The organism is Streptomyces araujoniae (assembly GCF_050871195.1).
Classification (GTDB): Bacteria; Actinomycetota; Actinomycetes; order Streptomycetales; family Streptomycetaceae; genus Streptomyces; species Streptomyces bacillaris.
The window spans coordinates 2,971,618-2,994,308 of the sequence record NZ_CP194070.1; the positions used below are offsets into that span (position 1 = coordinate 2,971,618).

General features: G+C 71.9%; 14 protein-coding genes. 4 read left to right on the plus strand and 10 right to left on the minus strand.

Annotation, left to right across the window (positions count from 1 at the left end):
• Nucleotides 1-105 precede the first annotated feature (105 nt).
• Nucleotides 106-549 carry a GNAT family N-acetyltransferase gene (locus tag ACQ9ZG_RS12560; protein ID WP_109914753.1) on the plus strand — a complete coding sequence of 148 codons (444 nt, stop codon included), beginning with the start codon at nucleotides 106-108 and terminating at the stop codon, nucleotides 547-549.
• Nucleotides 550-572: 23 nt separating this feature from the next.
• On the opposite strand, the gene galK is transcribed toward ACQ9ZG_RS12560, so the two are convergent.
• The 3 genes from galK to galT are packed head-to-tail and all read right to left on the minus strand — an operon-like array spanning nucleotide 573 to nucleotide 3,786.
• The gene (gene galK, locus ACQ9ZG_RS12565; RefSeq protein ID WP_499280490.1) at nucleotides 573-1,769 is read right to left on the minus strand and encodes a galactokinase; all 1,197 of its coding nucleotides are present in this window, start codon (nucleotides 1,767-1,769) and stop codon (nucleotides 573-575) included.
• The gene (gene galE / locus ACQ9ZG_RS12570; RefSeq protein WP_018492764.1) at nucleotides 1,766-2,746 is read right to left on the minus strand and encodes a UDP-glucose 4-epimerase GalE; all 981 of its coding nucleotides are present in this window, start codon (nucleotides 2,744-2,746) and stop codon (nucleotides 1,766-1,768) included. Before galE ends, galK begins: the two co-directional genes overlap by 4 nt.
• The gene (galT, locus tag ACQ9ZG_RS12575; RefSeq protein ID WP_109914924.1) at nucleotides 2,743-3,786 is read right to left on the minus strand and encodes a galactose-1-phosphate uridylyltransferase; all 1,044 of its coding nucleotides are present in this window, start codon (nucleotides 3,784-3,786) and stop codon (nucleotides 2,743-2,745) included. The genes galE and galT overlap by 4 nt, the downstream gene beginning before the upstream one ends.
• Before the next feature lie 242 nt (nucleotides 3,787-4,028).
• On the opposite strand from galT, the gene ACQ9ZG_RS12580 reads away from it, so the two are divergent.
• Nucleotides 4,029-5,699, plus strand: coding sequence for a sodium:solute symporter family protein (locus ACQ9ZG_RS12580; protein ID WP_028417561.1), 1,671 nt, complete (start codon nucleotides 4,029-4,031; stop codon nucleotides 5,697-5,699).
• A 27-nt stretch (nucleotides 5,700-5,726) separates the two neighbouring features.
• Complete coding sequence (locus ACQ9ZG_RS12585) at nucleotides 5,727-6,041, plus strand: hypothetical protein (protein ID WP_028417560.1); 315 nt, start codon at nucleotides 5,727-5,729, stop codon at nucleotides 6,039-6,041.
• On the opposite strand, the gene ACQ9ZG_RS12590 is transcribed toward ACQ9ZG_RS12585, so the two are convergent.
• The 6 genes from ACQ9ZG_RS12590 to ACQ9ZG_RS12615 all read right to left on the minus strand — a co-directional run bounded on the left by ACQ9ZG_RS12590 (nucleotide 5,975) and on the right by ACQ9ZG_RS12615 (nucleotide 20,484).
• Nucleotides 5,975-6,727: a helix-turn-helix transcriptional regulator gene (locus tag ACQ9ZG_RS12590; RefSeq protein WP_386698091.1), complete on the minus strand. Its 753-nt coding sequence runs from the start codon at nucleotides 6,725-6,727 to the stop codon at nucleotides 5,975-5,977. The genes ACQ9ZG_RS12585 and ACQ9ZG_RS12590 overlap by 67 nt on opposite strands.
• Nucleotides 6,728-7,137: 410 nt before the next feature.
• Complete coding sequence (locus ACQ9ZG_RS12595; RefSeq protein ID WP_499280492.1) at nucleotides 7,138-9,156, minus strand: outer membrane protein assembly factor BamB family protein; 2,019 nt, start codon at nucleotides 9,154-9,156, stop codon at nucleotides 7,138-7,140.
• Nucleotides 9,157-9,217: 61 nt separating this feature from the next.
• Nucleotides 9,218-11,218: an outer membrane protein assembly factor BamB family protein gene (locus ACQ9ZG_RS12600; RefSeq protein ID WP_499280494.1), complete on the minus strand. Its 2,001-nt coding sequence runs from the start codon at nucleotides 11,216-11,218 to the stop codon at nucleotides 9,218-9,220.
• 342 nt (nucleotides 11,219-11,560) lie between these two features.
• Entirely contained in the window at nucleotides 11,561-13,378 is a 1,818-nt protein-coding gene (locus ACQ9ZG_RS12605; protein ID WP_109915012.1) for an ABC-F family ATP-binding cassette domain-containing protein, read from the minus strand.
• 147 nt (nucleotides 13,379-13,525) lie between these two features.
• The gene (locus tag ACQ9ZG_RS12610; protein WP_499281594.1) at nucleotides 13,526-19,774 is read right to left on the minus strand and encodes a DNRLRE domain-containing protein; all 6,249 of its coding nucleotides are present in this window, start codon (nucleotides 19,772-19,774) and stop codon (nucleotides 13,526-13,528) included.
• Between the two features lie 311 nt (nucleotides 19,775-20,085).
• Nucleotides 20,086-20,484 (minus strand): hypothetical protein, encoded by a 399-nt coding sequence (locus ACQ9ZG_RS12615; protein WP_109917573.1) that lies wholly within the window; start codon nucleotides 20,482-20,484, stop codon nucleotides 20,086-20,088.
• A 310-nt stretch (nucleotides 20,485-20,794) separates the two neighbouring features.
• Here ACQ9ZG_RS12615 and ACQ9ZG_RS12620 point away from each other — a divergent pair, with 310 nt between their 5' ends.
• Nucleotides 20,795-21,550 (plus strand): hypothetical protein, encoded by a 756-nt coding sequence (locus ACQ9ZG_RS12620; RefSeq protein WP_109917572.1) that lies wholly within the window; start codon nucleotides 20,795-20,797, stop codon nucleotides 21,548-21,550.
• 108 nt (nucleotides 21,551-21,658) lie between these two features.
• On the opposite strand, the gene ACQ9ZG_RS12625 is transcribed toward ACQ9ZG_RS12620, so the two are convergent.
• Complete coding sequence (locus ACQ9ZG_RS12625; RefSeq protein ID WP_499281595.1) at nucleotides 21,659-22,270, minus strand: helix-turn-helix domain-containing protein; 612 nt, start codon at nucleotides 22,268-22,270, stop codon at nucleotides 21,659-21,661.
• Nucleotides 22,271-22,691: the final 421 nt, after the last annotated feature.

Sequence of the window (22,691 nt, forward strand, 5' to 3'; positions counted from 1 at the left end):
CCCCCACCGGTGCTGGGATCAGCGTACGGGCGGGGGCCCCGGGCGGAGGGGAATTGGCGGAACTGATGGACCGGGGCGGTTCCCCTCGTGTTTAGGGTGGGGTGCATGTTCCGTCTTGAGACAGAAGTGGACAAAGAACGTCACCGACTGCTGAGCAAGCGGCTCCAGGAGGACAACATCGCGGCCTCGGCCGGCCTGCGGGCCCTGCTCGCCACCCCCGCCGAGCACGAAGTCCCGCTGGAGGTGTGGGCGTTGGACCGGGACGGCGCGCTGGCGGGCGGGCTGACCGGGCGGACCTGGGCGTACTGGCTCCATGTCGACCTGCTCTGGGTGGACGCCCGCCACCGCGGCTCCGGCCTCGGTTCGCGGCTGCTGGCCGAGGCCGAGCGGACGGCCCGCGCCGAACGGGCCTGCACCCGCTCCCGGTTGGAGACCTGGGACTTCCAGGCCCCGGAGTTCTACCGGAAGCAGGGGTACGAGGTGATCGGCCGGGTCGAGGACTATCCGCCGGGCGTCACGGAGTTCATCCTCGTCAAGCAGCTCGTCTGAACTCAGCCCACCCGTAAGGGAGTTCAGCTCAGGCGGCGGGCTCCGGCCGACGGGACGGCGGCGAAGACGCCCGGTGCCGCGTGGCCCGCCGCGGCGAACGCCTTGGTGACGGCCCCGGCCACCGCGTCGGCCTCCGCGGCCTCCGCCAGCACGATCGCGGAGCCGCCGAAGCCGCCCCCGGTCATCCGTGCGCCGAGCGCCCCCGCCTCCTGGGCCGCCGCGACCGCCAGGTCCAACTCGGGGCAGGAGACCCGCAGATCGTCCCGGAGCGAGCGGTGGCCCTCGTTCAGGACCGGGCCCGCCGCCCGCGCCTCGCCCGCGTCGAGCAGGGCGATGACCTGCTCGACCCGGCGGTTGTCGCCGACGACATGGCGTACGCAGCGGAGGACGGACTCGTCCGCCCCGGCGTCCGCGAGGACGGTCAGGGCCGCGTCGAGACCGTCGTACGGGAGGTCGCGCAGGGTGGGTATCCCGAGGAGCCGGGCGCCCTCCTCGCAGCCCGCCCGGCGCTCCGCGTACGCCCCGTCCCCGAGCGCGTGCTTCACCCGGGTGTCGACGACCAGGAGGGTGAGGCCCTGGGCGGCCAGGTCGAAGGGGACCTGGCGCAGGGTGAGGTCACGGGTGTCCAGATGGAGGGCGTGGCCCTCGGTGCAGCAGGCCGACGCCATCTGGTCCATGATCCCGCAGGGCACGCCGACGAAGTCGTTCTCGGCGCGGCGCCCGATGACGGCCAGTTCGGGTGCGCTCAGGCCGAGGTGGAAGAGGTCGTTGAGCGCGAGCGCGGTGACGGTCTCCAGGGCGGCGGAGGAGGAGAGCCCGGCGCCGGTGGGGACGGTGGAGGTCAGGGCGATGTCCGCGCCGGTCACCGGGTGGCCGGCCTCGCGCAGCGCCCAGACCACGCCCGCCGGGTAGGCGGCCCAGCCGTGGCCGGAGCGGGGGGCGAGTGCGTCGACGCGGAGCGAGACGACACCGCCGGGCACGTCGGTGGAGTACAGCCGCAGCACGCCGTCCGTGCGCGGGGCGACGGCGGCGCGGGCGGTGTGCGGGAGGGCGAGCGGCATGACGAAGCCGTCGTTGAAGTCGGTGTACTCACCGATGAGGTTGACCCGCCCCGGTGCCGCCCACACCCCGTGGGGCTCGGCCCCGTACAGCGTGGTGAAGGTGGCGGACGGCTCGGTCCCGTGCCCGTACTCGTTCGACGGTCCGGCGGTTGCGGTCATGCGGTGGTGGTCTCCTGTCGGCGGGCGAACTCCCAGGCGTCGGCGACGATTCCGGCCAGGTCGGCGCGGGAGGGCTGCCAGCCCAGGCGTTCGATGGCGGTGGCGGCGGAGGCGACGAGGACGGCGGGGTCGCCGCCGCGGCGCGGGGCCGGGGTCTCGGGGATCGGGTGGCCGGTGACCTTGCGGACGGTCTCGATGACCTCGCGCACGGAGAAGCCGTTGCCGTTGCCGAGGTTGCAGATCAGGTGCTCGCCGGGGGCGGCGGCGTCCAGGGCGAGGAGGTGGGCCTCGGCGAGGTCCGCGACGTGGATGTAGTCGCGGACGCAGGTGCCGTCGGGGGTGGGGTAGTCGTCGCCGAAGACGGAGATCGACTCGCGCCGGCCGAGGGCGACCTGGAGGACGAGCGGGATGAGGTGGGACTCGGGGGTGTGGCGCTCGCCACAGCTGCCGTACGCCCCGGCCACGTTGAAGTAGCGCAGCGAGACGGCGGCCAGGCCGTGGGCGGTGGCCTCGCCGCTGATCATGTGGTCGACGGCGAGCTTGGATGCGCCGTAGGGGCTGGTGGGGGCGGTGGGGTCGGTCTCGGTGATGGGGCTGGAGACCGGCTCGCCGTAGGTGGCGGCGGTGGAGGAGAAGACGAGCGTGCGCACCCCGTGCTCGCGCATGGCGGCGAGGAGGGCGGTGGTGCCGCCGACGTTGTTGACCCAGTACTTCTCGGGGTCCGCGACGGACTCCCCGACCTGGGAGAAGGCGGCGAAGTGCAGGACGCCGTCGAAGGAGGGGTCGAGGTGGCGGGCGGCGTCCTGGATGCGGCCCTCGATGAAGGTGGCACCCGCCGGGACGCCCTCGCGGAAACCGGTCGAGAGGTCGTCCAGGACGGTCACCGCGTGCCCGGCCTCCAGCAGGTGCTGGGCGACCACGCTGCCGACGTAGCCGGCGCCGCCGGTGACCAGGTACTTCTTCTTCGGGTTGCTCACGTGCTCGCTACCTCTCGCAGACGACTGGCAGCGGCCTCCGGAGGCACGTCGTTGATGAACACGCCCATGCCCGATTCGGAGCCCGCCAGGAACTTCAGTCTGCCGGATGTGCGGCGGATGGTGAAAAGCTCCAGATGCAGCGCGAACTCCTCCCGGTCCGCGATCCCGAACGGTGCCTGGTGCCAGGCGGAGATGTACGGGGTCGGCGGCTCGCCGGGGCCGAAGATCCGGTCGAAGCGGCGCAGCAGTTCCAGGTAGACCCGGGGGAACTCGGCCCGCGCGGCCTCGTCGAGCGCGATCAGATCGGGGACGCGGCGGCGGGGGTGGAGGTGGACCTCGTAGGGCCAGTGCGCGGCGTACGGGACATGGGCGATCCAGTCGTCGGTGGCGAGGACGATCCGGCTGCCGTCCTTCTCCTCGCGGGCGACCACGTCGTCGAAGAGGTTGCCGCCGTGCTCCGCGCGGTGGCGGGCGGCGGAGCGGAGCATCAGCTCGGTGCGCGGGGTGACGAAGGGGTAGCCGTAGATCTGGCCGTGCGGGTGGCCGAGGGTGACACCGATCTCGGCGCCCCGGTTCTCGAAGCAGAAGACCTGGGTGACCTGGTCGAGGGCGCCCAGGGCGGCGGTGCGGTCGGTCCAGGCCGCGAGGACGAGCGCGGCCTGCTCCTCGGTGAGGTCGGCGAAGGACGCGTCGTGGTCGGAGGTGAAGCAGACGACCTCGCAGCGGCCGGAGTCGCCGGCGAGGGAGGGGAAGCGGTTCTCGAAGACGGCGACGTCGTAGTGGCTGTCGGGGATCTCGCTGAGGCGGTCGTCCCGGGTGGGGCAGAGCGGGCAGGCGTCGGCGGGCGGGTGGTAGGTGCGGGCCTGGCGGTGCGAGGCGACGGCGACCGCGTCCCCGAGCAGCGGGTCGTGGCGGATCTCCGAGGAGGTGGCGACGGCGTCGAGCGGGCGGCGGTCGACCGCGTTCCGGACGGTGCTGTCGACGGAGTCGTAGTAGATCAGCTCACGTCCGTCGGCCAGGCGCGTAACCGTCTTCTTCACCAGGATCCTCCACCCGTTCCCCCAGCCAACATAAGCGCACATAACAAATCACGAGCAAACATCCCCGTCAATGGCCGCGCGCGACGCGGGGCGCCCGGCGCGCACCACATACGGGCATACCTGAATATTTCCCCGCGCTCGATCACGATCAAACAAAGAACCTCAACGAAACTGTTCATTTAACGAACGCAGAGGCGTAGGTTCCGTCGGGTTCAGTTCGCGCAACGAAGCGAGTACCCCCCATGCAGACACTGGCCGAAGGGCTCCGTCTCCCCACGAACGGGCTCGACTACGCCATCCTGGCGATCTACTTCGTCGTCGTTCTCGGCATCGGGTTCATGGCCCGGGCGAGTGTGAGGACGAGCCTCGACTTCTTCCTCTCCGGACGGTCGCTGCCCGCCTGGGTGACCGGTCTCGCCTTCGTCGCGGCGAATCTCGGGGCCACCGAGATCCTCGGCATGGCGGCGACCGGCGCGCAGTACGGCGTGGCGGTGGTCCACTGGTACTGGATCGGCGCCATCCCCGCCATGGTCTTCCTCGGCCTGGTGATGATGCCGTTCTACTACCGCTCCAAGGTCCGCTCCGTACCGGAGTTCCTGCTCCAGCGGTTCGACAGGTCCGCCCACCTGCTGAGCTCCGTACTCTTCGCCTTCGCGGCGATCCTCATCGCGGGCGTCAACCTCTACGCCCTGTCGATCGTCGTGGAGGCGCTGCTCGGCTGGCCGCAGTGGGTCGCGATCGTCGTCGCGGGCCTGTTCGTGCTGGTCTACATCACCATCGGCGGCCTCTCCTCGGCGATCTACAACGAGGTGCTCCAGTTCTTCGTCATCCTCGCCGCGCTGATCCCGATCACCGTGCTCGGCCTCAAGCGGGTCGGCGGCTGGGACGCCATGAGCGAGTCGCTGACCAAGCAGCACGGCGGCGACTTCATGACCGCCTGGGGCGGCACCGGCATCGGTGACGCCAACCCGCTGGGCGCCAACTGGCTGACGATCATCCTCGGCCTCGGCTTCGTGCTCTCCTTCGGCTACTGGACGACGAACTTCGCCGAGGTGCAGCGCGCCCTCTCCGCCAAGAACCTCTCGGCCGCCAAGCGCACCCCGCTGATCGCCGCCTTCCCGAAGATCTTCATCGTCTTCGCGGTGATGATCCCCGGCCTGGTCGCCGCCGTGATCGTCCCGCAGATCGGCACCCCGGACTCCGACCTCACGTACAACGACGCAATCCCGCTGCTCATGCAGGAACTGCTGCCCAACGGCGTGCTCGGCATCGCCGTGACCGGTCTGCTCGCCGCGTTCATGGCGGGCATGGCGGCCAACGTCTCCTCGTTCAACACGGTGTTCACGACGGACATCTGGCAGCGGTACGTGGTGAAGGACAAGCCGGACACGTACTACCTGAAGTTCGGGCGGTTGATCACCGCGATCGGCGTACTGGCCTCGATCGGCACGGCGTTCATCGCGGCGAGCTTCTCGAACATCATGAGCTACTTGCAGACGCTGTTCTCGTTCTTCAATGTGCCCATGTTTGTCGTATTTATTATCGGAATGTTCTGGAAGCGGGCTTCGATGAAGTCCGGCGTCTGGGGCCTGGTGGCCGGTACCGCCGCCGCGATGGTCAACTACTTCTGGATCTACAAGGGCGGGGTCATCGACATCCCGTCCGACCAGGGCGCCAACTTCGTCTCCGCGATCGTCGGCTTCGTCGCCGGGGCCGTCGTCATGGTCGTCGTCACGCTCTTCACCGCCCCGAAGCCCGAGGCCGAGCTGGCCGGTCTGGTGTACGGGACCGAGTCCCCGAGCCCCGACGAGGCGCTGGAGGAGGCGGACCGGGCCTGGTACCGCAAGCCCGCGCTGCTCGGCTGGGGCGCGATCGTGCTCGCCGCGCTCTGCTACGTCCCGTACTCGTTCTGATACGCGTTCCGATCGGAGGAACCCACCATGTCCGACCTGCAGAAGGAAGTCTCCGAGCTGGAGCGCAGGTCCGCCACCGCGGCCCGGCTCTTCGACATCCGGCGGATCATCGGCGGCCTGTTCGTCGTCTACGGCGTGATCGTCACGCTCGCCGGGATCAGCCCGTCCGACGCCGACCTGGAGAAGGCCGAGGGCGTCCACATCAACCTCTGGACCGGGCTGGCGATGCTGGCGCTCGGCCTGTTCTTCCTGGCCTGGATGAAGCTGCGCCCGGCTCAGGCACCGGCCGCGCCCGCCCCGGAGGCTGAGGGGCCGGAGGAGGGGCCGGGTTCCGGGGCGTAGCCGCCGCGGGCGGTGCCCCCGTCGCCCGCGGCCCGGTCCAGCAGGCCGGTGCGGGCGGCGAGGGCGGCCGCCTCCAGCCGGGAGCCGACGCCCAGCTTCATCAGGACCCGCTGGACGTGCGTACGGGCGGTGCTCGGCGCGATCCGCATCCCGGCGGCGATCAGCCGGGTGTCCTCGCCCTCGGCCACCCGGACCAGGACCTCCGCCTCGCGCGGGGTCAGCATCCGCAGCAGCCGGCGGCCCTCGTCGTCCGGCTGGGCCGCCGGGTTGAGCAGCTCCGCGAAGGCGCCGCGCAGGAGCTGCGGGGCGATGGCGCTCTCCCCCGCCCGCGCCTTCAGCATCGCCCGCTCCACGCCCTCGATGCGCTCGTCGTGCCGGACGTACCCGACCGCCCCGGCCGCGAAGGCCGCGGCTATCCCGCGCGGGCTGGGCACCGGCCCCAGCACCACCACCGCCACCTGGGGGCGCTCCTGGACGATGCGCACGATCGGGTCGAAGACCCCGGGGGCGGCGGGCGACGCCGTACCGAAGAGGCAGACCTCCGGGGCCCTGCTGACCACCGGCTCCGCCGACCCGGCCGTCGGGGCGGCCGCCGCGAGCACCCGGTGCCCGCGCAGTTTCAGCGCCGAGGCGAGTGCCTCGGCGAGCAGGCGGTGATCGTCGACCACCATGAGCCGCACGCTCATCGATCAAGGGCCTTTCGTCTGGATCAGGTCGGGTCGGGGAGCGGGGTCCGGTGCGTGCAGCTGCAAGGCGGAGGAGGGAGTCGACGCGGAGCGTCGGCGACCGACGGGAACGCCGCAGGTGTGCGTGCCGGGGCACGCGAGCCCGGCCTGGTCCGAACGAAAGGTCCTCACCCCAAGTGCCCCTCGTGCGCCCTGGATACCGGCCCCCCGGGCTCTCTTGACCCGGCAAGCTACACGCTTGTTCGACGCTCTGTGCCCCGTACGGGGGAGAACGCCCCCGGCCTGCCGGATTCTGCGCCGTTCAGGCCCACTTGAGCAGGAGAAAGGCAGAAAACGATCAGCCCTGCCGGACGGTGACCGTCCGGCAGGGCTGATCGGGAGAGGCCGGGTGTGTCACCCGGCGGGGTGCGTCACTCGGTGCGGAAGGCCAGCGAGAGGTAGAGCTTCTCGTCCGCCTGGCTGTCGCGGCGCTCGCTGATGAGCTGCTTCGCCAGGTAGAACCGGCCCTCGCCGTAGAGGACCTCGGAGTGGTCGATGGAGAAGCTGGTCTCCGCGCGCCGGACCGTCTCGTCGGCCGGGTTCTCCATCAGCAGCGTCTGCTTGAAGGTCTCGCCGTCGATGGAGACGATCTGGCCGCCCTTGTCGTACGGGGGCCGCTTGTACGCGATGACGCTGGTGCCGTCCATCCGCAGCGGGGTCAGCGAGTAGCGGTCGCCCGCGTCCGCCCGTCCGCCCAGCAGCTTGCCGGTGGCCAGGTCGAAGGCGACGATCTCGTTGGTCTTGCCGTACTCGCCGGTTCCGTCGTGGTCCTCGGTCGGCAGGTAGAGCCGGTTGTTGCCGACGGCCAGCCCCTGGCAGCTCTCGACGTCCGTGGTGCGGCAGCGCGCCGCGTACTTCTCCGCGTCGGCGGAGATCCGCACGATCAGCTTGCCGGTGGCCGCGTCGATCGAGAAGAAGTCGGAGATGCCGCTGCCGTCGCCCGCGGTGTCACCGACGTTGGCCGCGACGACCAGCGGCTTGGTGGAGACGACCGAGGCGTAGTCGACGCCCGCGGGCATGTCGAACGAGGAGAGCGGTGCGCCGGTCGCCGGGTTCAGCATCTGGACGGAGAGCTGCGGGCTGTCGTACGAGCCGCACTTGCGCACCACGGCGAGGGCCTCGCCACCGGCGTACCCCGTGTCGTAGCAGCGGTTGCCGTCGACCTTCGGCTTCCACAGCTCGGCGCCGTCCTCCAGCTTGAAGGCCGCGCCGCCCGACGTGCCGCCCGCGGCGACGGTGGTCCCGCTGATGGTGACCTCGTCGAACTGGACGGGCCGGTCGCCGCCGGTGGCGGAGGTGACGGACTTGCTCCACAGCAGCTTGCCCGCCGCCAGGTCGACCACGCCGACCTGGTTGCACGCCGGGTACTTCTTCTCCGCGGTCGGCTTGCCCTCCTTGAAGAGGATCGCCGTCCGGTGGTCCTTGGTCAGGTGGCGGGTGGCGCCGCAGACCTCGCCGGCCACCGGCACGGACCAGAGCTTGGTGCCCTTGTCCCGGTCGTAGCCGACGACCTCGGAGGCGCCGGACTTCACGTACGCCTTGTCGGTGAGCCAGGAGCCCTTGACCGAGGTGACCTGGGTGACCTCCGGCTGGAGGACCTGGAAGGCGACCTTGGCACCGGTGTTGCCGGGCGCCTTCTCGGTGCCGCCGGCCAGACCGCCCTCGCCGCCCTTGCTGTCCTTGCCTTCGCCGTCCTTGCCCTCGCCACCGGTGGAGCCGGACGAGGTGGAGGCCTGGTTGCCCTGGTCCCCGTCGTCCTTGGTGACGCTGTAGACGACCGCCGCGCCGATGATCAGCACCACGGCGACGGCCGCGGCGACGATGATCTGCATCTGGGTGGAGAACTTCTTGCCGCCGTTGCCGTCGCCGCCCGGGCCGGGCTGCGGGGCGCCGTACATCGGCTGGGTGGGGTAGCCGTAGCCGGGCTGGCCGCCCGGGTACCCCGGCTGGCCCTGCTGGGCCGGGTAGCCGGGCTGACCGGGCTGCCCCGGGTAGCCGCCCGGCTGGCCGGGGGCGCCCTGCGGGTAGCCGTACCCGGGCTGGGCGCCCTGCGGGTAGCCGTAGCCGTTGGGCTGCGGGGCCGGCGGGGTGGGGTAGCCGGGCTGCGGGGTGCCGTAGCCGCCTGCGGGCGGGGTGGGCGGGGAGCCGTAGCCGCCGGGCTGCGGGGTGGGCGGGGCCGCGGGCGGCGGCTGCTTGGCGAAGGGGTCCGCGGGCGGCGGGGTCGGCTCACCGAACCCACCGGGCGGCGGGTCCTGCGGGGCCCCGAACCCGCCGGCGGGCGGACCGGCCGGGGGGCCCGCCGGGGACGGGTCCGAGGGCCCGCCCTCGGACTGGCCCCGGGGCTCGTCGGAGTTGGGGGGCTCGTTGGGGGGCTGCGGCGGCTGGGTCATCGCGTACGTACCTCAGGAGACGGGAGTGGTGCGGGGGCTGCGGACGGAGTCGGGGCGGCGGTCACTTGGAGAACACCAGAGCCGTGGCCTGCTCCATCTCCCCGTCGTCGCGGCCGCTGAGCCGCCGGGGCAGGAGGTAGGAGCGGCCGTCCTCGTACCGGACGGTCTGCCCGCCGAAGAGGCTGTTCTCGATCCGGTTGGTCCCCTCCGGGTGCTGGAGCAGGACGCTGGTGGAGCCGCCGGACGGCGGGAGCGTGAGCATGGCGCCGGGCTTGTCGTACCGCGGCTCCATGTAGAGCACCAGCTTGCCGCCGTCCATCCGGACCGGGGTCACGGCGCGCTCGGACGGGGCGGGCGCCGTCCACTTGGGCTTGCCCGTGTTGAGGTCGAAGGCGACGACCTTGTTGGTCCGCGCGGAGCCGGACCCTTCGGCCTTGGTGGCCATGTAGAAGGTGTCGCCGTCGGCGACGATCCCGGTGCACCCTTCGAGCTTCTGGCCGAAGATCGCGAACGTACTGCCGCAGTTGGCGACGACCGTGTCACCCTTGGCCGGGCTCATCTGGGAGCGGAGCTTGCCGCTGTCGGTGAACGCGGCGATCGACCACTGCTTCTTCTTCTTGTTGTCGAGCGAGACCACGAGCGGGCTGACCGAGTAGACCTTCTTGATCTCCCAGCCGCGCGGCGGCTTGTAGGTCCACTTGGGCTTGCCGCTGGCGGGGTCGAGCTCCTGCAGTTCGTGCTGCGGGTTGTCGCTGTCGCTGGTCCGGCAGTTGGCGGCGGCGATCAGCTTCGGGCCGCCCGCGAAGGCGAAGGTCTTGCAGGTGCCCGACGGGGTGCCGAACAGTTCCTTGCCGTCGCTGACCCGGTACGCGCTGGAGTAGCTGGTCCGCCCGGCGGTGACCGTGTTCCCGCTGATCGCGACCCCGATGTCGGAGATCAGGTCGAAGGCGCCGGCCTTCTTGACCTCGGACTTCCAGCCGGCCTTGCCGGTGTTGAGGTCGACCATCTGCAGCACGGAGCAGGTGGACCGGTCCGTGGTGCCGTTCTTGATGGCGATGACGATCTTGCCGTCGGGAGCGACCGTGTTGGGGGTGGCGCAGATGTCGGCGGGGAGGTCGACGGTCCACTTCTTCTTGCCGTCGGCGACCGAGTAGCCGGAGATGCCGCGGTACAGGGCGGTGACCATGGTGTCACCGGCGTACCAGGGGCCGTAGATCTCGCCGCCGTTGCGCGGCAGGTCGACGTCGTTCTTCTGGAGCCAGGCGACCTTGGCCTCGCCCGGCTTGCGCCCGGCGTTGAGGTCGTCGTCGGTCTCCCGGCCGCCTCCGGTGCCGTCGCCCTCGTCCACGGTGGGGGACGCGCTGGGCGTCTCGGGCGCCTTGGGGTCGCTGCTCGGGCCCGCGACCGGCTTCTTGGGGTCGTCGCCGCTGTCGCTCACCACGTACCAGGCGCCCGCGCCGACGAGCAGGACCACGGCGACGGCCGCGGCGGCGAGGACGCCGGTCTTCCCCTTGAAGGGCCCGGAGCCTCCGGGCCCGCCGGGGGCGGGCGCGCCGGGGTACTGCTGCTGCGGATAGCCGTAGCCCGGCTGTGTGGGCTGGTTGTAGGGGCCGGGGGCCTGACCGTACGGGCCGGGCTGCTGGCCGTAGGCGGTGGCGGGCTGCTGGCCGTACGGGGAGGAGGGCGGCTGGCCGTAGGGGCCGGGGGCCTGACCGTACGGGCCGGGGGCCTGGCCCGGAGCCTGACCGGGCGCCTGTCCCGGTGCCTCGGGGTAGCCGTAGCCGGGCTGGGCGGGGGGCGCCTGCGGGTAGCCGTACGCCGGGTCGCCCGGGGGCGGCGTCTGCGGCGGGCCCGCCGGGGCCTGCGGCGGCTGGGCGGGCTGCCCGGCCGGAGGCTGCGGGGCGGACGGGGCCTGGGCGGGCGGACCGGCCGGGGCGGCCGGCGGCTGGGCCGGGGCCGACGGCTGGTCCTGCGGCTGCGGCGGCTGAGGAGTCCCCTGCGGCGGCTCCTGCGGAGCCCCGAAGCCCCCCTGCGGCGGTTGCTGGCTGGGCGGCTGGCTCATCAGCACGTCCCCCTTCGTGCGGGCCGGTGTCCGATCCGGTCTCCCCCGCGATTCCGAAGAGGTCAATTCCCCTCGGAAAGGAGCGAATCGGGCATGGCTTCCGCGGTGTTACGACAGTCGGGCGGGGCTTCTTTGTACCACCCGCCCGGCGTCGAACACCGGATCGGTCCATGCCCTGTTCCCAAGGGAGAACCGGGTCGTGATGCCCTCGTTACGACCGGCGGAAGATGACGGCCAGTCACCGAGGACGAAGCTCCGGCCCCATCGCCTTCGGCCACCGGCCGTCGCCCCGCCGACGGACGACCGCATGAGCACGGTGCGTCCGCCGGAGCGGGCGGGCCCTCAGGCGTCCTCGGCCAGTTCCAGCCAGCGCATCTCCAGCTCGTCGCGCTCGGTGACGAGTTCGCGGAGCTCGGCGTCGAGCTTGGCCACCTTCTCGAAGTCGGTGGCGTTCTCCGCGATCTGCTTGTGCAGCGCGGTCTCCCGGGTCGAAAGCTTGTCGAGCTGGCGCTCGACCTTCTGGAGCTCCTTCTTCGCGGCGCGGGCCTCCTGCGCGGAGACGGCGGGGGCGGCCGGGGCTCCGGACGTACGGGGCGCGGGGGCGGCGGAGGGGGTGGCGGCCTCCTCCATGCGCTGCCTGCGCTCCAGGTACTCGTCGATGCCGCGCGGCAGCATCCGCAGGGCGCGGTCACCGAGGAGGGCCATGACCCGGTCGGTGGTGCGCTCGATGAAGAACCGGTCGTGGGAGATCACGATCATCGACCCGGGCCAGCCGTCGAGGAGGTCCTCCAGCTGCGTGAGGGTCTCGATGTCCAGGTCGTTGGTGGGCTCGTCGAGGAAGAGGACGTTGGGCTCGTCCATCAGGAGCCGCAGGATCTGGAGGCGGCGGCGCTCACCGCCGGAGAGGTCCCCGACGGGCGTCCACTGCTTCTCCTTGGTGAAGCCGAACTGCTCGCAGAGCTGCCCGGCCGTCATCTCCCGGCCCTTGCCGAGGTCGACCCGGTCGCGGACCTGCTGGACGGCCTCCAGGACCCGGAGGTTCGGGTTCAGCTCGGAGACCTCCTGGGAGAGGTAGGCGAGCCTGACGGTCTTGCCGACGACGATCTTCCCGGCGGCGGGCTGCTCCTCTCCCTGGCTGCGGGCGGCCTCGGCGAGGGCGCGGAGCAGCGAGGTCTTGCCCGCGCCGTTGACGCCGACGAGGCCGATCCGGTCGCCGGGGCCGAGCTGCCAGGTGAGGTGGGTGAGGAGGGTCTTGGGCCCGGCCTGGACGGTCACGTCCTCCAGGTCGAAGACGGTCTTGCCGAGGCGGGCGTTGGCGAACCGCATCAGCTCGCTGGTGTCGCGCGGCGGCGGCACGTCGGCGATCAGCTCGTTGGCGGCCTCGATGCGGTAGCGCGGCTTGGAGGTACGGGCGGGGGCGCCGCGGCGCAGCCAGGCCAGCTCCTTGCGCATGAGGTTCTGCCGCTTGGCCTCCTCGGTGGCGGCGATGCGCTCCCGCTCGGCGCGGGCGAAGACGTAGTCGCTGTAGCCGCCCTCGTACTCGTGGACGGTGCCGCGCTGGACGTCCCACATGCGGGTGCAGACCTGGTCCAGGAACCACCGGTCGTGGGTGACGCAGACGAGGGCGGAGCGGCGGGCGCGCAGATGGCCGGCGAGCCAGGAGATGCCCTCGACGTCGAGGTGGTTGGTGGGCTCGTCCAGGACGATCAGGTCCTGCTCCTCGATGAGGAGCTTGGCCAGAGCGATCCGGCGGCGCTCGCCGCCGGAGAGTGGGGCGATGACGGTGTCGAGCCCGTGCTCGAAGCCGGGGAGGGCGAGGCCGCCGAAGAGCCCGGTGAGCACGTCCCGGATCTTGGCGCTGCCGGCCCACTCGTGGTCGGCCAGGTCCCCGATGACCTCCTGGCGGATGGTGGCCTGCGGGTCCAGCGAGTCGTGCTGGGTGAGCACGCCGAGCCGCAGCCCCCCGTTGTGGGTGACCCGGCCGCTGTCCGCCTCCTCCAGCCTGGCGAGCATCCGGATGAGGGTGGTCTTGCCGTCCCCGTTCCGGCCCACGACACCGATCCGGTCGCCCTCGGAGACCCCGAGGGATACGCCGTCGAGCAGGGCACGGGTGCCGTACACCTTGCTGACCTGCTCGACATTGACCAGATTGACGGCCATTTCACTCCTGCCCAGGGGGTTGATCGACCCTCCCAGGGTACGGCGCGGCGGAGGGGGCCGGTGGCCGGGCGAGGGTCCCCCGAAGGGAGCGGGGCGGTACGCGTACGCGTACCGCCCCGCGGTCGGAGTGTCAGCCGGGTCCGTCCGTCACCACAGGTGGCGGCGCAGGTTGGCGGCCAGCTTGCTCCAGGTGCTGTTGGCACCCTTCTTGTACATCCAGCCCGGTATCCACCGGTCCGCCCATGTCTTGCCGTTCGTGTGGCCGTGGACGATCAGGTAGTACTGCCCGTACCTCTTGCTGTCCGACTTGGGCTTGCTCAGCGAGAAGTTGATGTACGAGTTCTTGCCGTAGACGATGCTGCCCTTGCGGGCGTCCAGCCGGAGCGAGGTGGATCCGATGTAGCCGACCCGGACGTTGAAGTTGATCGACCCGAATCCGGCGATGGAGTCCCGGAGGTCCATCTTCTGGCCCACGTGGGTGATCTTCTTCGCACGGCCCTTGAGCGGGAAGATCTTGCCGAAGTTCTTCATGAAGTGTTTGAAGTAGTCCGACAGGTACGCCCGGCCCATGCCCAGCTGGTACTTGAACGTGTAGTCCAGCAGGCCCGTGGTGTCCCGGCAGTTGACCGGGTCCGCGGAGCAGTAGACGTACGGGTTGCTGCCGCCGGCCGGGTCGGGGTCGGTGCTCAGGAACCGGCCGGTGGCCGGGTCGTAGAGGCGGACGCCCATCAGGGTGACCCCGGTGAGGGTCTCGGCGGAGCGCTGCTTGGCGCCCAGCCAGCCGTACCGGACGGACGGCTGCCCGGCCCGCGGGTTGCCGAACTCGTCGGAGTCCAGGACCAGCGGGGCCTCGGCCGGGTCCAGGGGCAGCTGGAGGCCGATGTCCCCGTGGATTCCGGACATCTGCAGGACGACGTCCCCGGTGGCCGAGGTGGTGGCGGAGAAGTCACCGGTCACGGAGTCGACGATGCGGGTGGTCTCGCCGGTCGTGGTGTCCTCCACGATCCAGCGCGGGCTGTCGCCCTCGCCGTCGTAGTGGTTGCGCTTGGACTCGACCTGGGTCCAGGCACCGGACCCGTCGGACGCCTCCACCGTCCAGGAGCGGATGCGGTGGTCGGCGTCCAGGGCCCACGTCTGCCGCTGGTCGGCCGTGGTCTGACGGCGCACCAGGTCGTTGGCGTAGTAGCCGAACGTGCTGCCCGGCACCTCGGTGGTCCGGCCGAAGGCGTCGTACCGGTAGCCGGGGCTGGTCAGCCGGTCGGCGCTGTCGTACGTGTGGCTGGTCACCGTGGCGCCCGTGCCGCCGGCCGCGGGGCAGTCGGCCCCGGCGGCGCCGGTCACGGTCGAGGCCGAGAGCCGGTTGGCGCGCTTGTCGTGGGTGTAGCCGCGTGTGGTGCACACGTCGCCCACCTGGTCGGTGACGGTCCTGAGCCGGCCCAGGTCGTCGTACCCGTAGGACTGACCGCTCCAGCCGGAGCGCTGGGTGATCTCGCCGTGGACCGAGCGGTCGACCGTGTCGGACATGACGACCATGCCGTCGCTGTCGCGGGTGTAGGTACGGGCCATGACGGCGCCCGCCGCGTCCTCCCGCTGGGTGAGCGTGTAGCCGCCGGGCAGCTTCTCCGTGGCCACCGAGCCGTCCGCGTCGTAGCCGACCCGGAAGGTGCCGGCCACCGAGTCGGTCGCCGAGACGGCCATGCCGCGCGGCTCGACGGTGTGGTCGTAGGCGTACGTCACCTCGGACGGGAGGGAGTCGCTGATGCGCACCGGCCGGTCGAACCGGTCGTACTCGGTGCGGGTGGTGGCGCCGTCGGCGTCCGTGTACGAGACCAGGCGGCCGAGCTTGTCGTAGCCCATGGCGATGGTCCCGCCGGTGGTGGAGATGCTCTTGACCGGGAGGCCGGTCTCGGGGTCGTACTCGGTCCGGGTCTCGGGCAGTTCCTCGCCCAGGCCGCCGGTGACCTTCACCTTCTCGGGGCGGCCGGCGTTGTCGTACGTGGTCGTGGTGGTGCGGGTGACACCGCCGCTGGTCTCGGACACCTTGGTGTCGTGACCCCACCAGTTGTACTCGGAGGTGACCACGGGCCGCTGGTCGGCGCCGCCGGAGGCGGAGCCGGCCGGGGTGGTGGAGCAGGCCCAGTCCGCCCACTCCGGGCGGCCGGAGCAGGCCCCGGTGCCGGTGGCCGACCAGTACGTGGTCAGCTGGGTGGCGGCGTCGGCACCGTTGCTGCCGGGCTGGGTCTCCTTGACGGCACGGCCCTGGTCGTCGTACTCGATGAGGGAGGTCAGGGCCTCCCCGCCCGCGTCCTCGACCGTCCTGACCGGCAGGCCCTTCTTCCAGTCGTAGCTCTGCTCGGTGCTGCGGGCGTCGGCCATCAGCGTCGGGTGGGCCAGGAGCTGGGCACCGGAGACGGTGCTGGTGACCTGGTTCTCGACGCTCGCCGTCCCGTCGGTGGGGCGGCCCTGGTCGTAGGCGGTGCGGGTCCAGTTGCGGGCGGCGACCGAGGTCCCGGCCGGAACCAGCACCTGGCCGCCCTGCGCCAGGTTCTTGGTGAGGGACACCCGGCGCAGGGGACCGAAGGTCTCCAGCGCGACCACGCCCTCGTCGTCGTAGACCGTGCGGGCGGACAGCAGGTCGGCCCGCTCGGCCGTGGTGAGACCGGCGATGCCGAGGTCGGCGAGTTCGGCGCGGTCGGCCGCGGTGGCGCCGAGGGCCAGGGTGCGGTTCCCGGGCGACAGGGAGCGGACGATGTTGCCCAGCCGGTCGTACTCGGTGGTGGTGAGGTGCCCGCCGGGGGCCGCCGTGTTGACCTCACGGCCTGAGGCGTTCGTGTAGTGCACGGAGGCCCTGCGGTAGGCGGTGGCGGTCAGGGTCCGGCCGTCGTGGGAGGTGACGGGGGTGTCCGGGGGCAGGACGGCCGTGGCGTCCGTGGGAGCGTCGGTCTGGCCCCAGGCGGCGGTGTCCGAACGGCCCAGCCGGTACGGGGCGGTGGCGCCGGTCAGCGGGACGTCGTAGACGACGTACTGGGTGACGTCGCCCTCGGCCACGTTCGTGGTGCCCTGCTTGAGGCCCTCGCGGGACAGCTTCAGGAGCATGCCCTCACCGGCGGTGGCGGCGTTGCCGGCCTTGCCGTACGCGAAGGTCCACGGGAGCTGGTTCTGCGGGTGCAGCCAGTTGACGCGGTTGGCGCTGTCGTAGGAGTACTGGTTCTGGGTGCCCTGGGACAGATGGGGGTTCCAGACCTGGCGGAGCCGGCCTGCCGCGTCGTAGCGGTAGGCGGCGGCCGGACGGGAGCCGGCAGCGGCGGCACCGGGCTCGGTGGACCACTGCTTGATCTCCTTGACCTGCCCGGAGAAGTCACCGAAGTCGGCGGCCGTGCTGTGGCCGGTGGCGGTGGTCGTGGTGGCGTACACGAACTCCAGGGCGCGGCAGCCCTTGGTCGTGGGGGCGCTCTGGCAGGTCTCCGGGGAGACCGCGGAGCTCCAGGCGATGATCCGCTTCGGGCGGACCAGCTTCTTCCCGCCCACGGTCACCGTCTCGGAGACCACCTTGGTGCTGCCGGCGAGGCCGCTGCGCTTGACCTCGGTGGCCTGCCAGGAGGTCAGTGCCGGGTCGGACTTGGCGAAGGTGGTGACCTGGCCCGCGGTGTCCGTCAGGGTGAAGGTGCCGGTGAGCGAGCCCGTCAGGGTCAGTTCCTCGGCGCCCGGCTCGGGACGCCAGCCGCCGCCCGTGGTGGCGGTGAAGCCGAGCTCCAGGCCGTTGGGGCCGACCAGCGACACGGAGGTGCCGGACGTCTTCTTGAGCAGGGAGAAGGAGTTGGAGTCCGAGTCGTCGTCGAGATTGGTGTCGGAGCGCCAGCCGGGCCCGAAGATGGGCACGGTGCCGGACGGCTCGTCGTCGCGGCCGCGCGAGGTCGAGGTGCGTCCGACGCTCAGGCCGAAGGCCGACGCGTCGGTCGCGGACAGGACGAAGTCACCGGTGAGCATGTTGAGCACGCCCGGCCCGAACTGCTGGGTCGGCGCCGTACCCGCGTTGCGGTCGATGGTGATCCGGCGGTGCGGGGAGTACAGGGGCGAGGTGCCCACGAGGAACACCGCCCGGACCTCGATCGGACCGTCCTCGGCGAGGGTGTCGGTGATGTTCCAGGTCAGCGGGGCCGGCTTGCCGCTCGGAGCGGCCATCGGCCAGGAGGTGACGGCGGAGCCGTCCGCGGTGCGGACGTCGGCGGTGGGGACGTCCTTCCAGGTGTCCGCCTCCCCGCGCCGGTACTGGTAGGTGACCTTGGAGATGCTGCCCTGGCCCTCGGCGTGCAGGACGGTGCGCCGGGCCGGCCGGTCGCCCTCGTTCGGCGCGAGCAGGGCCGCGCCGCCGCCCGCGAGGAAGGAGTACGCCGTCTCCGCGGAGATGTTGCCCGCGGCGTCCCGGGCCCGGACCGCCAGGGTGTGCTCACCCGCGGCGAACGTGGGCTTGATGGTGACCGGGGAGCCGGTGGTGGCGACGGAGACCCAGCTTCCGCCGTCGAGGCGGTACTGGACGGACGTCGCTCCGGACGCGGGCGGGGTCAGGGTGAAGGTGCCGGTGAAGCGGCCCTGGGCGTCGGGGACGCCGGACCACGTGCCCGCCGGGAAGTCCGTCGAGGAGACGGACGGCTTGCCCGGGGCGGTGGTGTCGACGGTGAAGGTCTGCCAGGGCGACCAGGTGCCGTTCCAGGTACTGCCGTCGTAGACCGCGGCACGCCACTTGTACGAGCCCTGGGCCAGGGCGGTGCCGGGGGTCCAGGGGGCTGCCGCGCCGGAGGCCACGAAGGCCGACTTGCCCGTCTGCAGTGCGGCGGTGCCGTTGGCGGCCCAGATCTCGTAGGTGAGCTGGACGGTGTTGCCGTCGGCGTCGGTCGCCTTGGCCGTCACGGTGGGCTTCGTGTCGTTGGTCTGCGCCCCGGTGAGCGGGGACTGCGGGACCGCCTGGCCGGGCTTGGTGTTGTAGGTGACCGAGAGGTAGGGGGTGTTGGAGGCCGCGTTGCCGGAGTTGAACTTCTTCCAGCCGTACGGATCGCTCTCGTCCGTGGCGCGCAGGCCCAGGGAGTTGGTGCTGTTGCCGTTGCCGGCCCAGGCCGTGGCGAGGGCCGTCACGTCGGTGGTGACCCAGCCGTCGGCGCAGCCGGAGGAGTACCCCTTGGTGGCGGTGGTGGCGGCCCACTTCTTGCCCCAGCCGGGCTGGGCGGTCCAGCGGCTGGCGGTGGAGGGTGTGCCGGTGTCCCAGATCTCCCAGGACCTGGCCGTGCACGACCACGAGTGGAAGTTCCACAGGCCGAGCTTGGCGCCGAGGATCTGCTTCCCGGTGATCCTGGACATCGGGAAGGTCAGGAAGGACCGGGCCGTCTGACCGGAGCCGTTGTTGCCGAGCTTCAGCTCGGTGACGGCCGACTGGTCGGTGCCGTACCCCTGCTGGACGAAGGTGTCGAAGCTCGCCCCGAGGCTGACGGCCGGGTCGACGGTGACCGGGAACGCGGTCTTCGGGTCCTTGAGGAACCCGGCGTCCGGGGTCAGCGTGAGGTCGACGTCGTCGCCGCGCTGGGCGACGGATATCGCCACGTCGGCGCGGCGGGTGTGGTCGCCGCTGCGCGGGTCGACGGTGGCGTCCCACATGACCGGGGCAGGCAGGACGCCCGCCTCCTTGCCGGTCTTCGGATCCAGGAAGGAGACCGAGCGGTCGTCGTTGGCGCGGACCCGCAGACCCTTGGCGTCCAGCGTCATGGTGACCGAGCCGGTGGCCGCGACGGCCCGGGGGCTCTTGAGCTCCAGGAACTGCTCGAAACCGGTACGGGTGGCCTCGACGATCAGGTCGGTGTCCGTGAGGGCGTCCGGGTAACGGGCCTCCGTGCCGTGCAGGACCGGCTCGGGCAGGTCTCCGCGCCAGTGCAGGGTCACGCCGCGGTCCTGCCCGTCCCCGAGGGTGACCAGCGGCACGGACGACGGCGCGGCGGCACCGGCGATCGCCCGGCCGCTGCGCGGTGCGGACTTCGGCTGGGCCTTCCCGGGGCGGTCCGTCTCACCGGCCAGGCGCAGGCCGAGCGGGTGCGCCTTGGAGGTGACGGAGCCGTCGCGGTGCTTGGCGAGCGTGATGTCCACCGACTTCCAGGCACCGGCGGCGTCACGGAAGCGCAGCGGACCGGAGTTGGCCTCCAGGGTGGTGCTGCCGTCCGGGTTGGCCCAGGTCGTGGTGGACTCGGTGCGCTCCGAGAGCGCCTCGACACGCCGGTCCTGGAGCTTGGCGGCCAGTTGGGCGGAGGCCAGGTCGGCGGCCTCGGTGATGTTCTTCTGCGGGGACGCGGGGGCGGCCGGTCTGTCGGCGGCCGGCCGGGTCACCGCGGTCGCGTCGGTGGCCGACGCGACCATCAGGGCGGCGAGCCCTGCGGCGACAGCGCGCACGCGCCGGCGGCCGGCGCGATGGCGTGCGGGTGGTCTCACGTGGTGGATCCTTAACCGAGAGTGATCTGACCACGTGAAGCTAGAGGGGCGAACCCGCGATATTCGAACGGATCTTCACCAAACGGTCATATCTTGATCATCGTTAAGCGATCTTTACTGTTCAGCGCTTGAAAGGTTATGTTCCGCTTGTTCGGAATGAGCGAGCTATAGCCGGACATACCCGACAGAACCGCGAAGGGCGACCGGACTCCCCCTGCCGGGCCCCACGTTGCGCGGGTTCACCACCCGCGACCCCACCAGAACAGCGTCACCGCCACCGCCAGCAGGAAGCCGGCCCCCGCCAGGAACCTGGCGGCGCCCGGGTACCGCCGCGGGTCCGAGAAGACCGAGAGGACAAGGAGGGGGACCGACGGGAAGAAGACGAGCATCCCGAACCAGGAGCCGATCAGCGACCACGGCAGCAGAACCGCCGAGACGATTCCGGCCGCCGGGCGGAAGGCGGAAGGCCGGGCGTAAAAGAACAGCGGCACAGCGGCCAGCGCCGCGGTCGCGACCACCAGGGGAAGGACGAAGAAGGACTCCCCGGAGGCGATGACCGGCACCAGTGGGGTGACCACGGCGCACACGGCCAGGCCGATCTGCCACGGATGGATGCGCTCGCGTGTGGTGACCTGCATGACCGTCCCCCGGAACTCGGTTTCTTGAACGCGTTCAGACTACCCCGGCCGACGGCGGGAACGGCCATCGGGACCGGCGGACCTCCGGACCCTCCTCCGGTTCGCGGCGGACCGGGGTCCGGGCCCCGGGAGCCGCTCCGGGATTCCGGGGCACCACGGGCTTTCCCCGTACCGGGGAGTAGATCTGGACAGGCTGCCACGCGAGGCGTAAACAGGGCCAAAAGCCACTGCTCGGCCGGACGGACGCCGGGGGCAACACCCGTACGCGTACGTCCTGTTCGCCGTTCTCCTGAATCGGAGTACCACCATCGTGCGGATCCCTCGCCGCCTCGCCCCCGTCGCCCTCGCCGGCCTGCTCGCCCTGGCCGGCTGCTCGGGCGGCTCCACCAGCCAGGCCGAGAGCGGCGCCCCGGCGACCCCGTCCCCGTCCGCCACCACGGCCACGGCCACGGCGACGGCCACGGAGACAGCCGGTCCCAGCCCGAGTCCCACTCCCACGCCCGACCCCGTCATGCCCGCCCTGCACAGCCGGACCTACGAGCAGGCACGGGCGGAGCTGGTCCGCCAGGACATATCCACCGCGCTCCTGAAGGCCGCCGCCCAGCACAAGGACGTCACCCTCCCGCCGGACCACGGCAGTTGGTACGTCTGCGACGTGAGCCCCCGGATCGGCACCGAGGTCACCGCCACCACCACGGTCACCGTCAGGCTCGCGCAGGACTTCAGCGACTGCACGACCAGCTTCAACGGCTATCTGCACCAGAAGAACGACCCGGCCTACACCCCGCCCGCGCCGAAGCCGAAGTCGGCGCCCACCACGCAGGCCCCCGCCGCAGCCCCGGCCCCCGAGAAGGCCGCACCGAAGCCCGCTCCCAAGCCCGTCGGCGGCTCGATGGTCACCTGCTCCGACGGCAAGCAGGGGTACGCCTGCACGTCCAACGGCCACCCCGTCGTCGACGGCCAGTTCTGCCCGAAGGCCGACCGCGGCCGCACCCTCAAGGCCACCAACGGGACGACGGTCACCTGCTCGTACGACCCGAGCGTCCGGCCGTACCGCTGGCAGTAGGAGCGCCCCCGGCCGGGTGCGGTGATCAGGTCCGGTCGGCGTCAGGTCGGGATCGGGTCCGGTCGGGATCGGGGTCGGCGTCAGGTCCGGTCGGGGTCGGAGCCGGCGTCAGGTCCGGTCGGGATCAGGGCCGGCGTCGGGGTCGACGTCAGGCCCGGTCGGGTCGGCCCGTACGTGCGCCCGCATCCCGTGCGGGCCGAACAGGATGAGCAGTTCGACCGCGCCCCCGTCCGCGCTGCCCAGCCAGTGCGGCAGGGACGTGTCGAACTCGGCCGCCTCCCCGGGCGGCAGGACCAGGTCGCGGTCGCCGAGGACCAGCCTGAGGCGGCCGCCCAGTACGTAGACCCACTCATGGCCCTCGTGGGTCTGCGGGGTCGGTTCGAGCGGCTCCGGGCGGGCCGGGATGATCATCTTGAACGCGTGGATCCCACCCGGCCGCCGGGAGAGCGGGACGAAGATCATGCCGAACCGGTGGACCGGCTTCAGATGGATCCGGGGATCGCCCGTGCGCGGGGCGCCGACGAGGTCGTCCAGCGGGACGTCGTAACGGCGGGCCAGCGGCAGCAGCAGCTCCAGGGTGGCCCGGCGGCGGCCGCTCTCCAGCCGGGAGAGGGTGCTCTCCGAGATCCCGGTCTCCGCCGCGAGGTCCGCGAGGGTGATGCCGCGTCGGCGGCGCAGCGCGCGCAACCGGGGCCCGACCGCGTCGAGCACGCCGAGCACGTCGTCCGTCGCGCGGCTGCCGCTGTCCCGCCCCTGGCCTCGGCCGCTCTCCCGGCCGCCGCCTCGGCCACTCACCCGGCCGCCCTCGCTCCCGGTGTCCCGGCTGCCGGTGCTCCCGCTCTCCCGGCTGCCGGTGTTCCCGCTCTCCCGGCTGCCGGTGCTGTCGGCGCCCTGACTGCCGCCGCCCCCGGCGCCCCGGCTGCCGGTGCTGTCGGCGCCCTGACTGCCGCCGCCCCCGGTGTCCCGGCTGCCGGTGCTGTCGGCGCCCTGACTGCCGCTGCTTCCGGTGTCCCGGCTGCCGGTGCCGTCGGCGCCCTGACTGCCGGTGCCCTGAGCGCCGGTGCCTGCAGTGCCGGTGCCCTCAGTGCCGCTGTCCCGGCCGCCGCCCGCGTCTCCGCTCATGCCCGCATCTTGCCAGAAC

Bases quoted from the DNA above. Each gene is read 5' to 3' on its own strand.
- ACQ9ZG_RS12560 (WP_109914753.1), top strand. From the start codon at position 106: ATGTTCCGTCTTGAGACAGAAGTGGACAAAGAACGTCACCGACTGCTG.
- galK (WP_499280490.1), bottom strand. From the start codon at position 1,769: ATGACCGCAACCGCCGGACCGTCGAACGAGTACGGGCACGGGACCGAG.
- ACQ9ZG_RS12580 (WP_028417561.1), top strand. From the start codon at position 4,029: ATGCAGACACTGGCCGAAGGGCTCCGTCTCCCCACGAACGGGCTCGAC.
- ACQ9ZG_RS12585 (WP_028417560.1), top strand. From the start codon at position 5,727: ATGTCCGACCTGCAGAAGGAAGTCTCCGAGCTGGAGCGCAGGTCCGCC.
- ACQ9ZG_RS12590 (WP_386698091.1), bottom strand. From the start codon at position 6,727: ATGAGCGTGCGGCTCATGGTGGTCGACGATCACCGCCTGCTCGCCGAG.
- ACQ9ZG_RS12595 (WP_499280492.1), bottom strand. From the start codon at position 9,156: ATGACCCAGCCGCCGCAGCCCCCCAACGAGCCCCCCAACTCCGACGAG.
- ACQ9ZG_RS12600 (WP_499280494.1), bottom strand. From the start codon at position 11,218: ATGAGCCAGCCGCCCAGCCAGCAACCGCCGCAGGGGGGCTTCGGGGCT.
- ACQ9ZG_RS12605 (WP_109915012.1), bottom strand. From the start codon at position 13,378: ATGGCCGTCAATCTGGTCAATGTCGAGCAGGTCAGCAAGGTGTACGGC.
- ACQ9ZG_RS12610 (WP_499281594.1), bottom strand. From the start codon at position 19,774: ATGGTCGCGTCGGCCACCGACGCGACCGCGGTGACCCGGCCGGCCGCC.
- ACQ9ZG_RS12615 (WP_109917573.1), bottom strand. From the start codon at position 20,484: ATGCAGGTCACCACACGCGAGCGCATCCATCCGTGGCAGATCGGCCTG.